Raw genomic sequence first — 16096 nt, 5'->3', positions numbered from 1 at the left:
CTGCCGCCGCCGCGCGGCCGCCGCTCACGCCTTCGGCGTGAACTGCAGCAGGCGCATGGCGCCCGCGATCGACACCGCCGCGCCGGCATAGCCCTCCCAGGGGGTGTTGCCGGTGCGCAGCCGCTCGTCCACATTGCGCACGGTCCACTCTGCGCTGCCCGTCAGGGTTTCCAGCTCCTTCCAGGCCAGCGGCACCGAGATGCCCAGGCCCGGCCGCGAGCGCGCCGACCAGGCGCAGACCGTGGTGGCGCTCAATCCGTTGCGCAGGTAGTCCACGAACACCTTGCCCACGCGGTTGCGGGGCCCGCTCTTGGCCACGAACAGGGCCGGAATGGTGCGGGACATGTGCTGCACGATGGCCTGCGAAAACGCCTTGACCGTATCCCAGTCGTGCCGCCGCTGGATGGGCACCACCACGTGCAGGCCCTTGCCGCCGCTGGTCTTGAGGAACGACGGCAGGCCGAGTTCGGTGAGCATCACGCGCATCAGGGTGGCCGCTTCCTGCATGCGGTCCCAGGCCAGGCCCTCGCCGGGATCGAGATCGAACGTCATACGGTCGGGCCGGTCGATGCGGTCCTTGCGGGCATTCCAGGTGTGGAACTCCACCGTGTTCATCTGCGCAGCGGCCAGCAGGCCCTGCGGCCCCACCACCTCCAGCAGCGGCGGATGGCCGGGATAGAGCGAGGCCTTGAGCGGCTGCACGCCCTGCAGGCTGCCTTGCTCCTGGTGGCGCTGAAAGAACAGCTCGCCACCGACACCGGCCGGCGCCCGCACCAGCGAGACCGGGCGCTGGTGCAGGTGCTCCATCATCAGCGGCGCCACCAGCGCGTAATAGCGCACGAGATCGAGCTTGGTGGTGCCCGATTCCGGGTCGATGACGCGCTCAGCGTGGGTCACGCGCAGGGTGTCCGCTCGCGCGGTCGAGGGCTTGGCGCGGGTGGCAGCCTTGGCCAGCGCCTTGGCGGGAAGAGGGCGCTCGTGCACGATGTCCTTGGCGGGCTTGTCGTCCCGCAGGCCTCGGAACACGGCGTGGCGGATGCGTTCGCTGTGCGTCCAGCTGGCGAAGGCCACCTCCGCCAGCAATTGCGGCCGCACCCAATGCACCTTGGCCGCGCCCCGGGCTGCGTTGGCGAACGGGCTCTTGGAGGTCGTCAGCGCCTCCAGGCGCTCGCGCAACTGCGCCAGGCTGCGCTCGTTGAACCCAGTGCCGACATTGCCCACGTAGCGCAGGCTCCCGTCTTCGTCCTGCACGCCCAGCAGCAGTGCGCCGATGCCGTTGCGCGTGCCCCTGGGCTCGGTGTAGCCGCCGATCACGAACTCCTGGCGCTGGCCGCATTTGAGCTTGATCCAGTCCGCCGAGCGTTGCGAGACGTACGGCGCGCTCCTGCGCTTGCCGATCACCCCTTCGAAGCCGAGCCGGCAGGCCGAGGCGATGAGCTGGCCCGGGGCCGCATCGAAGGCCTCGCTGAAGCGCACCGTCTGGCCCTCGCCCTCGGGAAGGATGGCGCGCAGGGCCTCGCGGCGGTCGGTGACGGGCAGCGCGCGCAGGTCCGCCCCGTTCACGAAGGGCAGGTCGAACGCGTAGAACACCAGCCCTGCCGCCGTGCCGTTCTCGAACGCGTTCTGCAGCGCCTGGAAGTCCGGCATGCCCTGGCGGTCCATCACCACGATCTCGCCATCGATCCAGCCGCTGTCGATGGGAAGCGCCTTCAGGGCCGTCACGAGGTCGGGCATCTTGTGGCCCCAGTCGTTGCCATTGCGGGTGAACAGCCGCACCTTGCCATGGTCGATGCGCGCGAGCAGCCGGTAGCCGTCGAACTTGAGTTCGAACAGCCAGTCGGCCAGATCGGGCGGCGGGCCCTGGACCAGCGTGGCGAGCTGGGGTTTGAGCTCGGCTGGCAGCGGGGCCTTGACCGCTTGGTCGGCTTTGGCGCCTCGGGCGGCCTTCGTTGCCCGCGCCTTGCCGGGCCGAGGCGCCTGGCCTGGCACGCCCGGCAGATCGGGCAGGGCGCTCACGCTGTCGGGCATGTCTTGCACCACGTCGAACTCGGCCGCCGGGCGCTCCAGTCCGTCGTGCTCCTTGATCAGCAGCCATGCGGGCTGCCGCTCCTGCTTGGCCCCCCGGGAGCGCATTCGCACCAGCGTCCACCGCCCCTGCAGCTTGTGGCCGTGGATCTCGAACTTGAGCTTGCCGGCCCGGTAGCCCTTCACCGGATCTTCCAGCGGCACCCAGTAGCCCTTGTCCCAGATGATGACCTTGCCCGCCCCGTACTGCCGCGCCGGAATCTGCCCTTCGAACTGGTTGTAGGCGATCGGGTGGTCCTCCACCTGCACCGCCATGCGCTTGTCGGCCGGATCGAAGCTGGGCCCCTTGGGCACGGCCCAGCTTTTCATGGTGCCCTCCAGCTCCAGGCGCAGGTCGTAGTGCAGCCGGGTGGCCCAGTGCTTGTGGATCACGTAGCGCAGCGCATCGGCGGTCGCCTCGGCCCCTCCGCGCGGCTCGGGGGTGATCGAGAAGTCGCGCTTTTGTTCATACAGCGCGAGGGCGGGGGGAGTGGTGCGGGAGCGGGCCATGTTCATGAACGTAGCAGCGGCGTGCTGATAAGGAATGTAGGAAGCCAACGCCAGCCCAAGAAAAATGATATTTTTATTAAATTCTGCGAATTTAAATAAAAAATGCTTTAATTAAATGATTATTAAGTATTTATACCTATTGATTAAAATTGCTTCGGTGGATAGTGCAAATGGTTTGCAGATTACATTTTGAGTCAAATGTCCAATAAGTGATTAGACACAAGGGAATATCATTCGCGGACCCCATTACCGTTACAAATTCCGGCATGGCCGGCATTCCCCATGACACGCCGAGTCACCATCCAGACGCCCCTGGGCGAGCAGTTGCAGTTTCGCCAGCTGCAGGGCAAAGAAGCCCGTCTCGGAGTCGATCAGCCCTTGCGCGTTCTGCACCCGCTGCGCGGCATCGGGCTTGCCCAGTGGATCGGGCTTGCTGGCACCACTGACGACCAGTTTGCCCAGGTTGAGGCTGTAGTTGAAGGTGCGCGCCGTGCCCAGGGGGTCGATGACGGTGGCGCCGGAGCCATCGGCTGCCGGATAGCTCACCTGGTAGCGGTTGACGCTGCCGGCCAGTTCGGTGCTGGTGGCCCGGCCCGTGCTGTCGTAGCCGAAGGTGCCCCAGCGCGCACCGGTCTCGTCCACGATGCCGGTGAGGGCCTGCGGGAAGCCCGCATCTTCGTACAGGAAGGACCGGCTCTTGCCATCGGGATAGGTGACGGTGGAGAGCCGGCCGCTGCCGTCGTAGGCATAGCGGATGACTTGCTGATCCGGTGTGGTAACAGAGGTCAGCCGGCCCGACGGTTGGTAATCAAGCAAGAGCTTCTGCCCGAACGGATTGGTGATGGAGGCCAAGAGTCCATACGCGTGGTACGCGTAGGACGTCACCCAGCCGTTGCGCGCCGTGACCGACTGCAGCTTGCCGCTGCTGCTGAACTGCAGCGTGGCGTCGTCGTCGCTGCGCTGGTAGGTCCAGGCGCCGGAGGCCGATTGCGTCAGCACGTCGTTGCTGGCCGTGGTCCAGGTGCTGCTGCCCGTCGCCTTGAAGAAGGTCCGCAGGTGGCCCTCTCCCGTCGTGATGCTCACGCTGATTCCGGTGGCCGCACTGCTGGCCAACAAAAACGCTTGATGATTGTGACTCCAGGCCATGCTCAAGGGCCCTTGGGGCCGGCCCGGGTCTTTGCCCCACGTGCTTTCGTACCGCCGAGTAAAAGACAGCGCCGCAGGCCCTTGCCCACTCCAATCGGTCTCGGTGCGAACCTTGGCTTCGTTCGACGGCATGATGGGCTGCCCCACCTCCACGCCGGAGGCCCTGCAGGAAAATGCCGGTGGTTCGGGCGTGGCGGCAATGCAGGCGTTGGTGGGCACGTCCTCGGCGAACCCCGGCTGGCAGGCACAGGTGCCGCTCACCGTGGTGGTGCTGTTGGGCGGGCAGGACAACGTAGATTGTTTCCAGATGGGGGCCCAGTAAGCCGCCGGGCCTTCAGAGGAGTCGACGGCGCAGTAGTCGCCTGCGACCACAAAGCCTGTGGCATTGGAATAGCCTCCAGCAAACCATGCGCAGTACGCCTCCTTGGTGGCGAACTTCGGGTTTCCCGTCGACCAATGGTACAGAAAGCTTTTTTGCAGTTCCGCATGCGCAGCGAGACTGCCTGTGAGCATCAAAAGGCCCAACGCAGCATGCAACAGTGCCCGCGCCATCGCGCAACGGCACAACCCGCTCAGCCGGCGCATGACAAACGCTGTCCACCCCAAAAAACCGCCTTGAAGTCCCGCGGCTCTGAGCACCGACGTGCCAAACACACGGCAGCCCACAGTCAAGGCACCGTCAACCGATGCCTCATTTTTTGCACATTGCATTTCTTCTCCCGCCTGCTGTTTTGTCTAATGCCTAAAAAACTAAATTATTAGTCACAAATCAATTGACTCACAAGCAATCAATTCATGCATGACCAGCCGCCCTCAAAACTCCGCATGCACCCGCACTGACACCACGTCCACCGGCCCCCGGTCGCGGTTGTAGCCCGGGTGCACGATGTGCTGCACCCCCAGCGAAACGGCGGACTGCAGCGGTCCGCCCGGCATCGGCACCGGGGCGAACGTGAGCCGGTAATACGCCTCCCACACCCGCTCGCTGCCGTAGCGCAGCGCCCCATCGCCGAGAAAAGCCCCCAGCCCACCCGCTGCGAGATAGTTACGGTGGTCGGCCGACAACCCGTTGACCGCCAAGGCGGCGCCCACACGGTCGGCGGCGCGGCCCCAGGCGGCGCCGCCGATCTGGCCGCCGAAGGACAGTTGGCGGTCGATCTCGGCGAAGGCGTACGTTTCCTGGCGGCCGCTGCTGCGGCTGGCGCGCACGAAGACGCCGGCGTCTTCCGCCAGCGGGGCCTCCAGGGTCAGGGCCCAGCCGGTCTTGGTCTGCAGGCGGCGCACGGCGCCGACGTCCGGCGTGCCGCCAACGGCCCGGGACGCGGCCAGCGCATCGGCGAACGCGCCCATGACGGCGCGGTTGCGGAACAGCAGCACGCGACCGTGCAGCGGGCCGGCGGGCAGGGCCACGGGCAGGTCGGATTCGGCCTCGATCTGGTCGCCGTAGTGCTTGGTCCACGAGCGGTCCAGCGGCTGGCCGTTGGATTCGCGCGGCTGCAGGGCGCGGCCACCGCGCACGGCCCACTGCGGCGTGCGGTATTCGAGGATGCCGGCCCAGGTGTAGCCGCGCGCATCGGCCGCGTAGTCCCAGGCGCCGGGCGTCAGAAAGGACCAGTTGAAGAACTGCTCGCGCGGGTCCTTGGCGTAGGGGTTGTTGTCGAAGTAGTCCAGCAGCGAGAGGTTGCCAGCCACCAGGGTCCACCGGCGCGCGCTGGCGCTGCCACCCAGTTCGTTGAAGTCGGGCTCGATGCGTTCGGTATCGCCGCCCGCGTCCCAGCGCTGCAGCAGGAACAGGCGCGCGCGATAGGCCTTGATCTGCGCGCCCGAGGTACGGGCCAGCTCGCCGTTGGAAAGCCCGCCCGCGCCTGACAGGTGCGACAGCGGCACGCCCTGCCCCGCCTCGGGGTTGAAGTGGATCTGCGCGCCGCTCCAGGGGCGCAGCCCGAGGTCGGCGGTGGCGGTGAAGGAATACGAGCGCTCGGCCGTGGGCACCAGGCTGTTGGGGCCGGTGTAGGGCGCATCGAACGAGGGCTTGTGCTGCCAGACGTAGGTGGTCTGCGCGTGCAGGGCCCAGGGGGGCGGGTCACCGTCCGCCGGGTTGCCGGCATCGCCGGACGGGGCGGCCAGGGCCTGGGCAGCGAGGACGGCCGCGGTGCCGCCCAGCGCGGCCTGCAGCACGCGCCGGGGCCCGAAGCCACGCAAGAAATGGGAGAGGAGCAACAGCATGCGGCGGCATTCTGTCAGGCCCTGGTGGCTGGCGCGTGTCCGCGCGACCGCCGCGCGCTTCAGCGTGGTTTTTTGCGCACAGGCAGGGTGGCTGCAGCGCTGGCCGAGACCTTGCCGCCCAGCCCGGGCGGCACGTGGGGGACCGGCTCAGGGATGGCGTCCGCAGGCTCGGCCACCGCGTCCGCGGCAGGCTCGGGCGATGCCACCGCAGCCGCAGCCGCAGCCGCAGCCGGAACGGGCGCGGCGGCGCGCGCGGCCGGCAGGGAGCGGCGCCAGGCCTCGATCACCACCTCGTTGACGAACTGCCGGTCCAGCCACAGCCACAGCACCATGGGCGCGAGCGTGGGCAGCACCAGCACGCCCAACTGGTAGCCGTACACCAGCGCCTCCAGTTGCCACTGGGCGACCTTGAGCACGCGCACGTCGAGCTGAGCCGTCAGCACCACCTGCATGAGCAGGTGCATCACCAGGCTGAAGGCCTGCAGCGGCACGAGCAGCGCGAAGCCGACCAGCGCGCGCCAGGTGCGCCCCGGGCCGCGCGCAGACAGCAGCAGGGCGAGGAAGATGGGCAGGCCGTAGGCATAGCGGCCGGGGTCGGATTCGACGGTGATCTCGACCAGGCGGTTGCCGGTCTGCGGCGTGGCGACCGCCACCGAGGTATCGACCTCGAACGCCCCGGGCCGCAGCCGCGTCTCGCGCACCCAGCCGGGAGCGGCGTGCTCCAGGACCGCGCCGGCCACCATGCCCACGGGGTACGAGGTCCAGGGCGAGACCCGGATCCACAGCAGGGTGAGCAGCACCACCCCGGCGAACAGGCCGAGGACGAAGATTTTCAGGCTGGCGGCGCGGCGCATGCGGTGCCGCGGATCACGCCGGCACGGCCGCAGGGGAGGCGGACGGTGCCGAGGGCGGTGCCGCCGGCGGCTCGTTCGGCGGGGCGCCCGCGCCGCCCCGGCTGCCGGCCCGCACCCACAGCAGCCAGACGATGAGCACGTCCACCATGATGAGCGCCTGCCAGAGGTATTCGTGGGCGAAGTTGAAGATGGCGGTGTTCCACTGCCCCAGGTAGAACAGGCTGACCACCCGCACGATGTTCATGGCCTGCACGGCCACGAAACCGGCGACCAGGCCGACCAGCTTGTGCCGCCAGGTGGACGGGAACGCCATAACGGCGGCGAACAGCACGATGCACGCCTCGATGCCGTTGCAACCCGCCTCGATGGAGACGCCGAAGCCCGTGGCCTGGTTCCACAGCACCTTGCCCGAGGCGGCGGCCGAGCTGTCGAACCAGGTGACCAATCCGGCGCAGATGCGCGCCAGCAGCGCCGTCCACGGCAGCACCAGGTGCTGCTGCACCCAGCCCAGCATGTTGATGCCGAACATCGTCAACTGCAGGGTCAGGAAGAGGAGGAAAAAGCGCAACATGCCGGAAGGCTCCGCAGAGTAGAAAAGGGACCGCCGCACATTATCCAGGCAGCATGCCTACACCCGCCATGGGAAAAGCCTGCGGATGGGCGTCTACTTCCGGAAAGGCGCTCCACCTTGCCTGCTCATAGACCAGCCGCAGGGGCTGAAGCAACGCGATGGGACGCATCAGCCCATCGCAGAGCCCGCAACCTTCAGTTACCAACCTGGAATTAATCCAGGTTGAGTCATCACTATGATGCGGCGCATGGTGCAGCCGGGAGGGCAGTGCCAGCCTCTTTCCCAAATCATGAATATGAGTACCGCCATATGGTGGTGAAACGGCATGCCATCGCGGCGTTGTGCATCGCCGCCCATCTCTTTCCATCCCATGCGCAGGAATCGAAGTCGCCCGCCCCTGCGCGCAAGTCCTATCCGGTTGCAGCCGTGGCATCGGTCGAGATCACGCGGCCCGCGGCGCAAAACGCAGCGGGAGAGTCCGCCCCCTGCGTTGGCACCCGGCCGCTGGCAGAACAGGATGTCCGCCGGTTCCTGGCCCATTCGAGGCCCATCGACCGCCGTGCCTATCTGCACGACCATTTCCTCACCGGTGACTGCTACACGGAGGCCCGCATCCGGTTCAAGGATGGCCGCGTTGCCACGCTGGGCATCGCCAACGATGCCGGCACCGCCCTGCTCACGCCGGTCGTCGCGGGCAAGGAGCAGGCGTCCGGCCGCTACCTGCACTGCGCGCGGTGCACGGGCTTGCTGGACCTGCCGGACCGCGAACCTCCGAATTAACCCTGGCCACCATCGCAGCCCAATAAAAAAAGCCCGGCCTCCCAAGAAGACCGGGCTTTTTGATTGCTACTTATTTAATAGCAATACGCCCTAGTGAATCATGCGCTGGAGGCCGATCAGGCCAGCAATGCATTCACGCGCTTCACATAGGCGGCGGGGTCCTCGGGCAGGCCGCCTTCGGCCAGCAGCGCCTGGTCGAACAGGATGTGCGCCAGGTCGTGGAAGTGCACGCTGCCGTCCAGCTTCTTGACCAGGGCGTGATCGGGGTTCACCTCCAGCACGGGCTTGGACTCGGGCGCCTGCTGGCCGGCCTGCTTGAGCATGCGCGCCAGCTGGGTGCTCATGCCGTCGTCCTGCACGACCAGGCAGGCGGGCGAATCGACCAGGCGGGTGGTGGCGCGCACGTCGTCGGCCTTGTCCTTGAGGGCTTCCTTGAGCTTGGCCAGCAGCGGCTTGAAGGCCTCGGCGGCTTCCTCGGCGGCCTTCTTCTCGGCCTCGTCCTGCAGCTTGCCCAGATCGACCGCGCCCTTGGCCACGGACTGCAGCGGCGTGCCGTCGAAGTCCTGCAGGTAGTTCAGCGCCCACTCGTCCACGCGGTCGGTCATCAGGAGCACCTCGATGCCCTTTTTCTTGAAGACTTCGAGCTGCGGGCTGTTCTTGGCGGCGGCCAGCGTGTCGGCGGTGATGTAGTAGATGGCGTCCTGGCCTTCCTTCATGCGCGCCTTGTAGTCGGCGAACGAGACGGTGACCGCATCGCTTTGCGTGGAGGCGAAGCGCAGCAGCTTGGCCAGGCGCTCGCGGTTGCCGAAGTCCTCGCCCAGGCCTTCCTTGAGCACGGCGCCGAATTCGGCATAGAACGCCGTGTACTTGCCTTCCTTGGCCTTGTCCTCGTCGCTCACCACATCGGTCACGCCGTCGGCGCCTTCTTCACCGGCGGTGTGCTTGTCGTGCTTGGCCAGGTCTTCCAGCATGCCGAGCACGCGCTTGGTGGAGCCTTCGCGGATGGCGCGCACGTCGCGGCTTTCCTGCAGCAGCTCGCGGCTCACGTTGAGCGGCAGGTCGCTGGAGTCGATCACGCCCTTCACGAAGCGCAGGTAGGTGGGCATCAGCGCCTCGGCATCGTCCATGATGAACACGCGCTTGACGTACAGCTTCACGCCGGCCTTCTTGTCGCGGTTCCACAGGTCGAACGGTGCCTTGGCGGGCACGTACAGCAGCTGCGTGTACTCGGTGTTGCCCTCCACGCGGTTGTGGCTCCAGGTGAGCGGGTTCTCGTGGTCGTGGCTGATGGCCTTGTAGAAGTCCTGGTACTGCTCTTCGGTGATGTCCTTCTTGGGGCGGGTCCACAGGGCGCTGGCCTTGTTGACGGTTTCCCACTCGCCGGTCTTGACCATGCCGCCGGGCTGGCGGCCGCCGTTTTCGTCACCGGGGTTGATCAGCTCGCCCTCTTTCCACTCTTCCTTTTCCATCAGGATGGGCAGGCTGATGTGGTCGGAATACTTGCCGATGATGGACTTGATCTTCCAGGCGTTCAGGAACTCTTCGGCGTCGTCGCGCAGGTGCAGGATGATGCTGGTGCCGCGCTCGGGGCGGGTGATGGTCTCGACCTCGAAGTCGCCCGTGCCGCCGCTGATCCAGCGCACGCCCTGCTCGGCGGGCAGGCCGGCCCGGCGCGATTCCACGGTGATCTTGTCGGCCACGATGAAGCCGGAATAAAAGCCCACGCCGAACTGCCCGATCAACTGGCCCTGTTCGGACGCGGTGGCCTTCTGGTCGCCCGAGAGCTTGCCCATGAAGTCCTTGGTGCCGCTCTTGGCGATGGTGCCCAGGTGGTCGATGGCCTCCTGCTGGCTCATGCCGATGCCGTTGTCGGTGATGGTGAGCGTCTTGGCGTCCTTGTCGAAGGCCACGCGCACTTCGAGGTGGGGCGCGTCTTCGTACAGGGCGTTGTTGTTCAGGGCTTCGAAGCGCAGCTTGTCGCAGGCGTCGGACGCATTGGAGATCAGCTCGCGCAGGAAGATTTCCTGGTTGGAGTACAGCGAATGCGTGACCAGGTGCAGCAGTTGCGCCACTTCGGCCTGGAAGGAATGGGTCTGTTTGCTCATGGTGTGGATTGGGAGGTCGGGGTCATTCACAAAAAGAGGGATGCCCCGGCAGTTCGGGGCAGGCGCCGCATTATCAAGGCTGGCGGGTCCGCCCCCGGCCGAGGACCCGCCCCGGGGCACCGGCGGCCATTGAACTCCGGGCGCGCGCCCCGTTCCAAGCCGCCATCCAGCCCCCAGCCCCCAGCCCCCAGCCCCCAGCCCCCAGCCCCCGGGCCGCAACCCGACAACGGAACCCGATCCATGCGCCCACTCCAAAGCCTGCTTCACAGGCACCTGCCGATGGCGGCGTGCCTGGCCCTGCTGCTGGGCCCCGCGCCGCCGCTGTGGGCGCAGCAGGCCACGGGCCGTCCCGATGGCTTCGCCGCCGGGGTCACCGGCGGCGGCCAGGCCGAGGTGGTTCACCCCACCTCGCTGGAGGGCCTGGAGCGCGCGCTGTGCCAGCGCGCCGAGGGCCCGCGGTGCACCGACGACGCACCGCGCGTGATCGTGCTGGACCGCCTGTTCGACTTCCGGGGGTCGCTGCAGGCCAACGGCTCCGCCACCACCACCGAGGCCGGGTGCCTGGCCTTCGCCTGCCGGGACGCCCCGCCGGGCCAGGGCGGCCAGTGGGGCCTGAACGTCGCCCACTTCTGCGACGGCCGCCCGGCCGCCCCGGTGACCTACGACAACGCCGGGCGCCGCCCCCTGCCCGTGGGCTCCAACAAGACCCTCGTCGGCGTCGGGCGCAACGCCGGCATCCAGGGCCGGGGCCTGCGCATCGGCGACGGCAGCCACAACGTCATCGTCCAGAACATCCGCATCACCGACATCAACCCGGGCGTCGTCTGGGGCGGCGATGCGCTGACCATCGACGGCGCCGACGGCGTGTGGGTGGACCACAACCTGTTCGCGCGCATCGGCCGCCAGATGGTGGTGACGGGCTTCGGCAGCGCCTCGCACGTCACCCTGTCCGGCAACGAATTCGATGGGCGCACCGGCCAGTCGGCCACCTGCGACGGCCACCACTACTGGCTGTGGCTGTTCCTGGGCGCGCAGGACACGATCACCGTGGCCCGCAACTACGTGCACGACACCTCGGGCCGCGGGCCGCATGCGGGCGGCATGCGGAACGCCACCGTGGCCGCGCACCTGGTCAACAACTATTTCGAGAACCTCAGCGGCGAAGGCGCGGCCATGCCCCTGACGGCCACGGCCCGCCTGTTGATGGAGGGCAACCATTTCGACCATGTGACCCGGCCCGTGTACCGCTACCCGCACGCGCCCGGCCCGGGCCCGGCCTTCGCCCCGTTCGCCGGGCAGGCCGACCCGCCCGATGGCCTGTGCCGCCAGGCCATCGGCCGGGACTGCGTGCCCAACGACCAGACGGCCAGCGGCACCGCCGACGCGCCAGCGCTGGATGCGCCGGCGATCCAGGCTTTCGGTGCGTGGCGGGCCTGGCTGATCGCGCCGGAATCCGCCGCCGAGACGGCCCGCTCGGTGCGGCGTCAGGCGGGCGTCGGCGTGATCGGCACCGCCGGGGGCGCCCTGCCCTGAGCGCCCGTGCCCCGATGGAACCTGCCCAAGGAAGTTGCTATTAATTTAATAGCAATCAAGGCATGATTCACTAGGGCATGGAGGCAAAAGCACCCAAGAATCCTGCCATGGGTGCCCGCGGCATGCCCCACGCGCACCCGGCGTCAGAACTTCTCGTGCGCCCCCAGGTAGCGCCACTGCCCGACGGGCAGGTTGCCCAGGGTGATGCGGCCGATGCGGATGCGCTTCAAGCCCACCACCTTCAGGCCCACCAGTTCGCACATGCGGCGGATCTGGCGCTTCTTGCCTTCCTTGAGCACGAAGCGCAGTTGCTCGGGGTTCTGCCAGTCCACGCGGGCGGGCCTGAGCGGCTGGCCATCCAGGGCCAGGCCATGGCACAGGCGGGCCAGCTGGTCGGCGGGAAAGGCGTCCTGCACGTTCAGCGCCACCTCGCCGTACTGCACGCGCACGAGGTATTCCTTCTCGACGTCGGAGTCCTCGCCGATGAGCTGGCGCGCCACGCGGCCGTCCTGCGTGAGCACGAGCAGGCCGACGGAATCGATGTCCAGCCGCCCGCAGGGTGCCAGGCCCCGCAGCTGCGGCGGCGAAAAGCGCATGCGGCTCGGGTCCTCGCGCCAGTGCGTGCGCGGGTTGATGAGGGCGACGGCGGGCGTGTGCCCGTCCTCGGCCTGGCCGCTCACGTAGCCCATGGGCTTGTGCATCAGGATGGTGACCTTCTGCTCCTGAAAGCCCTGCGCCACGCGCTCGACCTCGATGCGGTCGGTGGGCAGCACCTGCAGCCCCATCGGCGCGACTTCGCCGTTGACCTTGACCCAACCCTGCGCGATCCAGTCGTCGGCCTCGCGGCGCGAGCACAGGCCCAGCTCGGCCATGCGCTTGTTCAGGCGCGAGGTGCCGCCCTCGCCCGCCAGGGGCGCAGCGGCAGGCCCGCGCCGGGCGGCCGCCTGCGGTGCGCGGTCCGGCGACCGGCCCTGCCAAGGCTCGGGCCGGGACGGGGCTTGGGCCGCGGCAGGACGGACAGCGGAGCGCGGCGATGCGTTGTTGGCGCCGGCATTCGGGCCATTGAACGGCCGGGCGGCGGGGCCGGCATTCGCCCGGGTGGCGGGTTGCGCGGTGGCCGGTGCCCGGCGTGCGGAGGGTGCGGTGGCCGCAGGCGGCGCCACCTTGGCGGGGGCGGCGGGGGGAAGGGAGAGGCGGCGGCGGGGCGGCGAATCGGACATGGGCGCTATTTTCGCTCGGCCGCCGCGGCGTGCCAGGCGATAAAGTCGTCCGTGGGGAGCGGCCGGCTGATGTAGTAGCCCTGCGCATCGTCGCAATGCAGGGCCCGCAGTCGCTCCAGGATGGACACGGTCTCCACCCCTTCGGCCACCACGCTCAGGCCCAGGTTGTGCGCCAGATCGATGGTGGAGCGCACGATCTGCTCGTCGCCGTCGTCGGAGGCCATGCCGATGACGAAGGACTTGTCGATCTTCAGCTCGTCCACCGGCAGCCGCTTGAGGTAGGCCAGCGACGAGTAGCCCGTGCCGAAGTCATCGATGGACAGCTTGAAGCCCTGCTCGGACAGGCGGTTGAGCATGGCCTCGGCCCGCAGGGGCTCGTCCATGATGGCGCTCTCGGTGATCTCCAGGCAGAACGACGCGGCGCTCACGCCGTGGCGCGCCAGCAGGGTGCCCAGGCGGTTGCTCAGCTCGGGGTCGAGCAGGTCGCGCGTGGACAGGTTGATCGAGATGCGCAGCGCCAGATCCTGCACGCGCGGCTGCGCCAGGAAGATCACCGCCTGCTCGAACATCCACAGCGTGAGCTGCCGCACGAAGCCGGTCTGCTCCGCAAAGGGGATGAACTGCATCGGCGGCACCATGCCGCGCTCAGGGTGCTGCCAGCGCACCAGGGCCTCGGCCGCGTGGCCCGGCTGGCCGGTCAGCGACACCTTGGGCTGCAGGAACAGGCGCAGCTCGTTGCGGTCCACCGCGCGGCGCAGTTCGGTCAGCAGCGAGAGCGAGACGGCGCTGGAGGAATCCATCGACGGCTCGTACACCAGCGCCCCGCTGAGCCGCAGCTTGGCCGCGTACATGGCGATTTCGGCGTGGCTCAGCAGGGTGTCGGCATCCTGCGCCGGACCGGGCCAGCAGGCGATGCCGATGCCCGCGCTCAGATCCACCGTGCGGTCGTCGAAAGCCATGGGCGTCTCGAAGGCCCGGAGGATGCGCTGGGCCATGTCGCGCGCGGCCGCCTCGTCGGCGCCGGGCAGCAGCATGGCGAACTCGTTGCCGCCCAGGCGGGCGATGACGTCCTGCGGCGACCGCGTCTGCCCGCTGATGCGTTCGGCCACGGCCTGCAGCAGCCGGTCGCCCAGCGCGTAGCCCAGCACGCCGTTCACGTGCTTGAATCGGTCCAGGTCCAGCGCGATCACGGCCACGGGGCGCCCTGCGCTGCCGGGGCCGATGGCCTCCATGATGGCGCGGCGAAAGCGCTCCCGGTTGGGCACGCCGGTCAGCCGGTCGGTATCGGCCAGCCGCAGGATCTCGCCCTGCTGCCCTGCGATGTCCACGCGCATGCGGTCGAACGAGCGGGCGAGGTTGCCGATCTCGTCGAGGCGGCGCGTGTGCTCGATGGGGGCGTCGTAGTCGCCCTGGGACAGGCGGTGCGTGGCCGAGACCAGCGAGCGCAGCGGTGTCGTCACGCGGCGCGCCATGAAGGCGCTGCCCAGCGCGAAGAGCACCAGGCCAGCCACGGTGATCCCACCCAGCAGGGCCTGCAGCTGGCGGTAGGGCGCCACCACGTCGTTGAGCGAACGAAGCAGCAGCGCCCGGGCACTGGTGGCGCCGCTGTCCAGGCGCACGGGGCGCACCAGCAGCGTCTCGCCGCCGAGCACCTGCTCACCACCCATGCGGAAGTCGCGCAGATCGGCCAGCGCGCGGTCCGGCAGGGTGCTCACCGGCACGGCCACGGCACCGGTGGCATCGCGCACCTGGATGGCCACGTCCACCGACAGCAGTTGCTGCATCTCGGACACCAGCGTCTCGTTGACCGGAAAACCCATCAGCACCCAGCCCACCAGCAAAGGCGCCCGCATGGGCACCATCACGAACTGGTACGGGATGCCGTGCACCACGGCGATCTGGCTGCCCTGTGGCTGCGCCACCAGCGCGGGCACGGCCTGGTCCACCGCGCTCTGGTAGTCGGCCGGAGTGCGCGAGGGGCTGGTGGCCTGCAGGTGCATGCGGGTGTCCAGCAGCGCCGTCATCGCGGCGCCGATGCGCGCGCCGTGGTTCTCCAGCACGGACTGGATCGTCTCCGAGTCGCCCGAATTCACGGCGGACCGAAAACCGTAGTCGGCCGCCAGCAGCACCGAGGCCTCCTGCAGCCGCACGGCGTTCTGCGTCAGCAGCCAGCGCCAGACGCGTTCGTCCACGTCCAGGCTGCGCTCGATCTGGGCGCGGGCATTGCGCACGATGAAGGTCTGCACCACGGCAAATCCCGCCGCCTGCACGATCAGCAGCAGCAGCAGGGAAATGCCGACCAGCCGAAGGATCAGGCTGCGGTGCAGCGCGCGCAGGTTCAAGGGGTCACCCCCGTCAGGCGGACGACCACCGGCGCCGCGCCTTCGGCCACCGCCAGGGGCTGCGCATAGGCCGCGGCGCCCACCGGCAGGCCCGAATGCCACACGCGCAGCGTGTAGTTGCCCGCGGGCACCTTCTCCAGGCGCGCGCTGCCGAACGGCGCGGCACTCTGCGCGAAATACGGTGTCTCCAGCACGAGGATCCAGGCGACCATCTGGTCGTGGATGTTGCAGCCGAGCACCACGACGCCCGGCCGGTCGAAGAGCACGGGGTTGGCCGGCGTGCCGGAATACAGCTGCAGCTCGAACTTCTTGGCCGGCGAGAACGAATACACATGGTGGCGCACGTTGTCCCTGTTCGGAAACCGCACCTCGGTGCCCACCGTCACGGCCAGCACCTCGGGCACGAAGCGGCGCTTGAGCTGCCCCATGTCCTGCTGGGCCATGGGACGCACCAGCTTGTGCGCCTCCGGGGAATCCAGGAACACGACCGCGCCCGGCAGCGGTTTGCCGGAGCCATCCTGCACCGTCACCTGGACCTCCGCAGCCATCGCCGGCAACGCCAGTGCACAGAGCACGGCAACCATGCTCCGGAGCATGGTCGAGCGAAGTCGGGTCATGGGGCCGGTTCCTTCCAAAAATGTAACAAGACCACGGCGGATCGAAGGGCGCCAAAGTGGAATGCGCAAAAATGGCACGGCGCTACGCTACCAAAAAAATAGCATCGGAACGATGCATTTAATAAGAT

General features: G+C 68.2%; 11 protein-coding genes and 1 pseudogene. 3 read left to right on the top strand and 9 right to left on the bottom strand.

The genetic code is table 11. The features are described from left to right. Window positions 1-24: 24 nt before the first annotated feature. Both ligD and R1Z03_RS24985 read right to left on the bottom strand, forming a co-directional pair. On the bottom strand, window positions 25-2574 hold the full coding sequence (ligD, locus tag R1Z03_RS22360) for a DNA ligase D (protein WP_317355308.1): 2550 nt from the start codon (window positions 2572-2574) through the stop codon (window positions 25-27). 696 nt (window positions 2575-3270) lie between these two features. Next, window positions 3271-3852: pseudogene (locus R1Z03_RS24985) on the bottom strand (DUF6531 domain-containing protein); the annotation flags it as partial. Here R1Z03_RS24985 and R1Z03_RS22350 point away from each other — a divergent pair. Continuing rightward, window positions 3824-4042, top strand: coding sequence for a hypothetical protein (locus R1Z03_RS22350; protein WP_317355303.1), 219 nt, complete (start codon window positions 3824-3826; stop codon window positions 4040-4042). The pseudogene R1Z03_RS24985 and the gene R1Z03_RS22350 sit on opposite strands and share 29 nt — an antisense overlap. 491 nt (window positions 4043-4533) lie before the next feature. On the opposite strand, the gene R1Z03_RS22345 is transcribed toward R1Z03_RS22350, so the two are convergent. The 3 genes from R1Z03_RS22345 to xrtH are packed head-to-tail and all read right to left on the bottom strand — an operon-like array spanning window position 4534 to window position 7371. Next, window positions 4534-5946 (bottom strand): carbohydrate porin, encoded by a 1413-nt coding sequence (locus R1Z03_RS22345; protein WP_317355302.1) that lies wholly within the window; start codon window positions 5944-5946, stop codon window positions 4534-4536. Between the two features lie 59 nt (window positions 5947-6005). After that, on the bottom strand, window positions 6006-6800 hold the full coding sequence (locus tag R1Z03_RS22340; RefSeq protein ID WP_317355300.1) for an exosortase H-associated membrane protein: 795 nt from the start codon (window positions 6798-6800) through the stop codon (window positions 6006-6008). 13 nt (window positions 6801-6813) lie between these two features. Next, the gene (gene xrtH / locus R1Z03_RS22335) at window positions 6814-7371 is read right to left on the bottom strand and encodes an exosortase H (RefSeq protein WP_272549279.1); all 558 of its coding nucleotides are present in this window, start codon (window positions 7369-7371) and stop codon (window positions 6814-6816) included. Between the two features lie 309 nt (window positions 7372-7680). On the opposite strand from xrtH, the gene R1Z03_RS22330 reads away from it, so the two are divergent. Then, window positions 7681-8151, top strand: a complete 471-nt coding sequence (locus R1Z03_RS22330) for a hypothetical protein (protein ID WP_317355296.1) — start codon at window positions 7681-7683, stop codon at window positions 8149-8151. 116 nt (window positions 8152-8267) lie between these two features. Here the strand turns inward: R1Z03_RS22330 and htpG are convergent, their stop codons facing one another. Further along, on the bottom strand, window positions 8268-10256 hold the full coding sequence (gene htpG / locus R1Z03_RS22325) for a molecular chaperone HtpG (protein ID WP_272567069.1): 1989 nt from the start codon (window positions 10254-10256) through the stop codon (window positions 8268-8270). 240 nt (window positions 10257-10496) lie between these two features. Here htpG and R1Z03_RS22320 point away from each other — a divergent pair, with 240 nt between their 5' ends. Further along, window positions 10497-11789: a polysaccharide lyase family 1 protein gene (locus tag R1Z03_RS22320; RefSeq protein ID WP_317355292.1), complete on the top strand. Its 1293-nt coding sequence runs from the start codon at window positions 10497-10499 to the stop codon at window positions 11787-11789. 143 nt (window positions 11790-11932) lie between these two features. On the opposite strand, the gene R1Z03_RS22315 is transcribed toward R1Z03_RS22320, so the two are convergent. The 3 genes from R1Z03_RS22315 to R1Z03_RS22305 all read right to left on the bottom strand — a co-directional run bounded on the left by R1Z03_RS22315 (window position 11933) and on the right by R1Z03_RS22305 (window position 15968). Further along, window positions 11933-12700, bottom strand: coding sequence for a pseudouridine synthase (locus R1Z03_RS22315; RefSeq protein ID WP_317360460.1), 768 nt, complete (start codon window positions 12698-12700; stop codon window positions 11933-11935). Window positions 12701-13014: 314 nt separating this feature from the next. After that, window positions 13015-15351 (bottom strand): EAL domain-containing protein, encoded by a 2337-nt coding sequence (locus R1Z03_RS22310; protein ID WP_317355289.1) that lies wholly within the window; start codon window positions 15349-15351, stop codon window positions 13015-13017. Next, the gene (locus tag R1Z03_RS22305; protein WP_372588188.1) at window positions 15348-15968 is read right to left on the bottom strand and encodes a methylamine utilization protein; all 621 of its coding nucleotides are present in this window, start codon (window positions 15966-15968) and stop codon (window positions 15348-15350) included. The genes R1Z03_RS22310 and R1Z03_RS22305 overlap by 4 nt, the downstream gene beginning before the upstream one ends. Window positions 15969-16096: the final 128 nt, after the last annotated feature.

This window comes from Acidovorax sp. BLS4 (genome assembly GCF_032929295.1).
Classification (GTDB): domain Bacteria; phylum Pseudomonadota; class Gammaproteobacteria; order Burkholderiales; family Burkholderiaceae_C; genus Paracidovorax.
The sequence above is the reverse complement of the archived record's forward strand: the minus strand, read 5'-3'. Positions and strand labels throughout refer to the sequence as shown.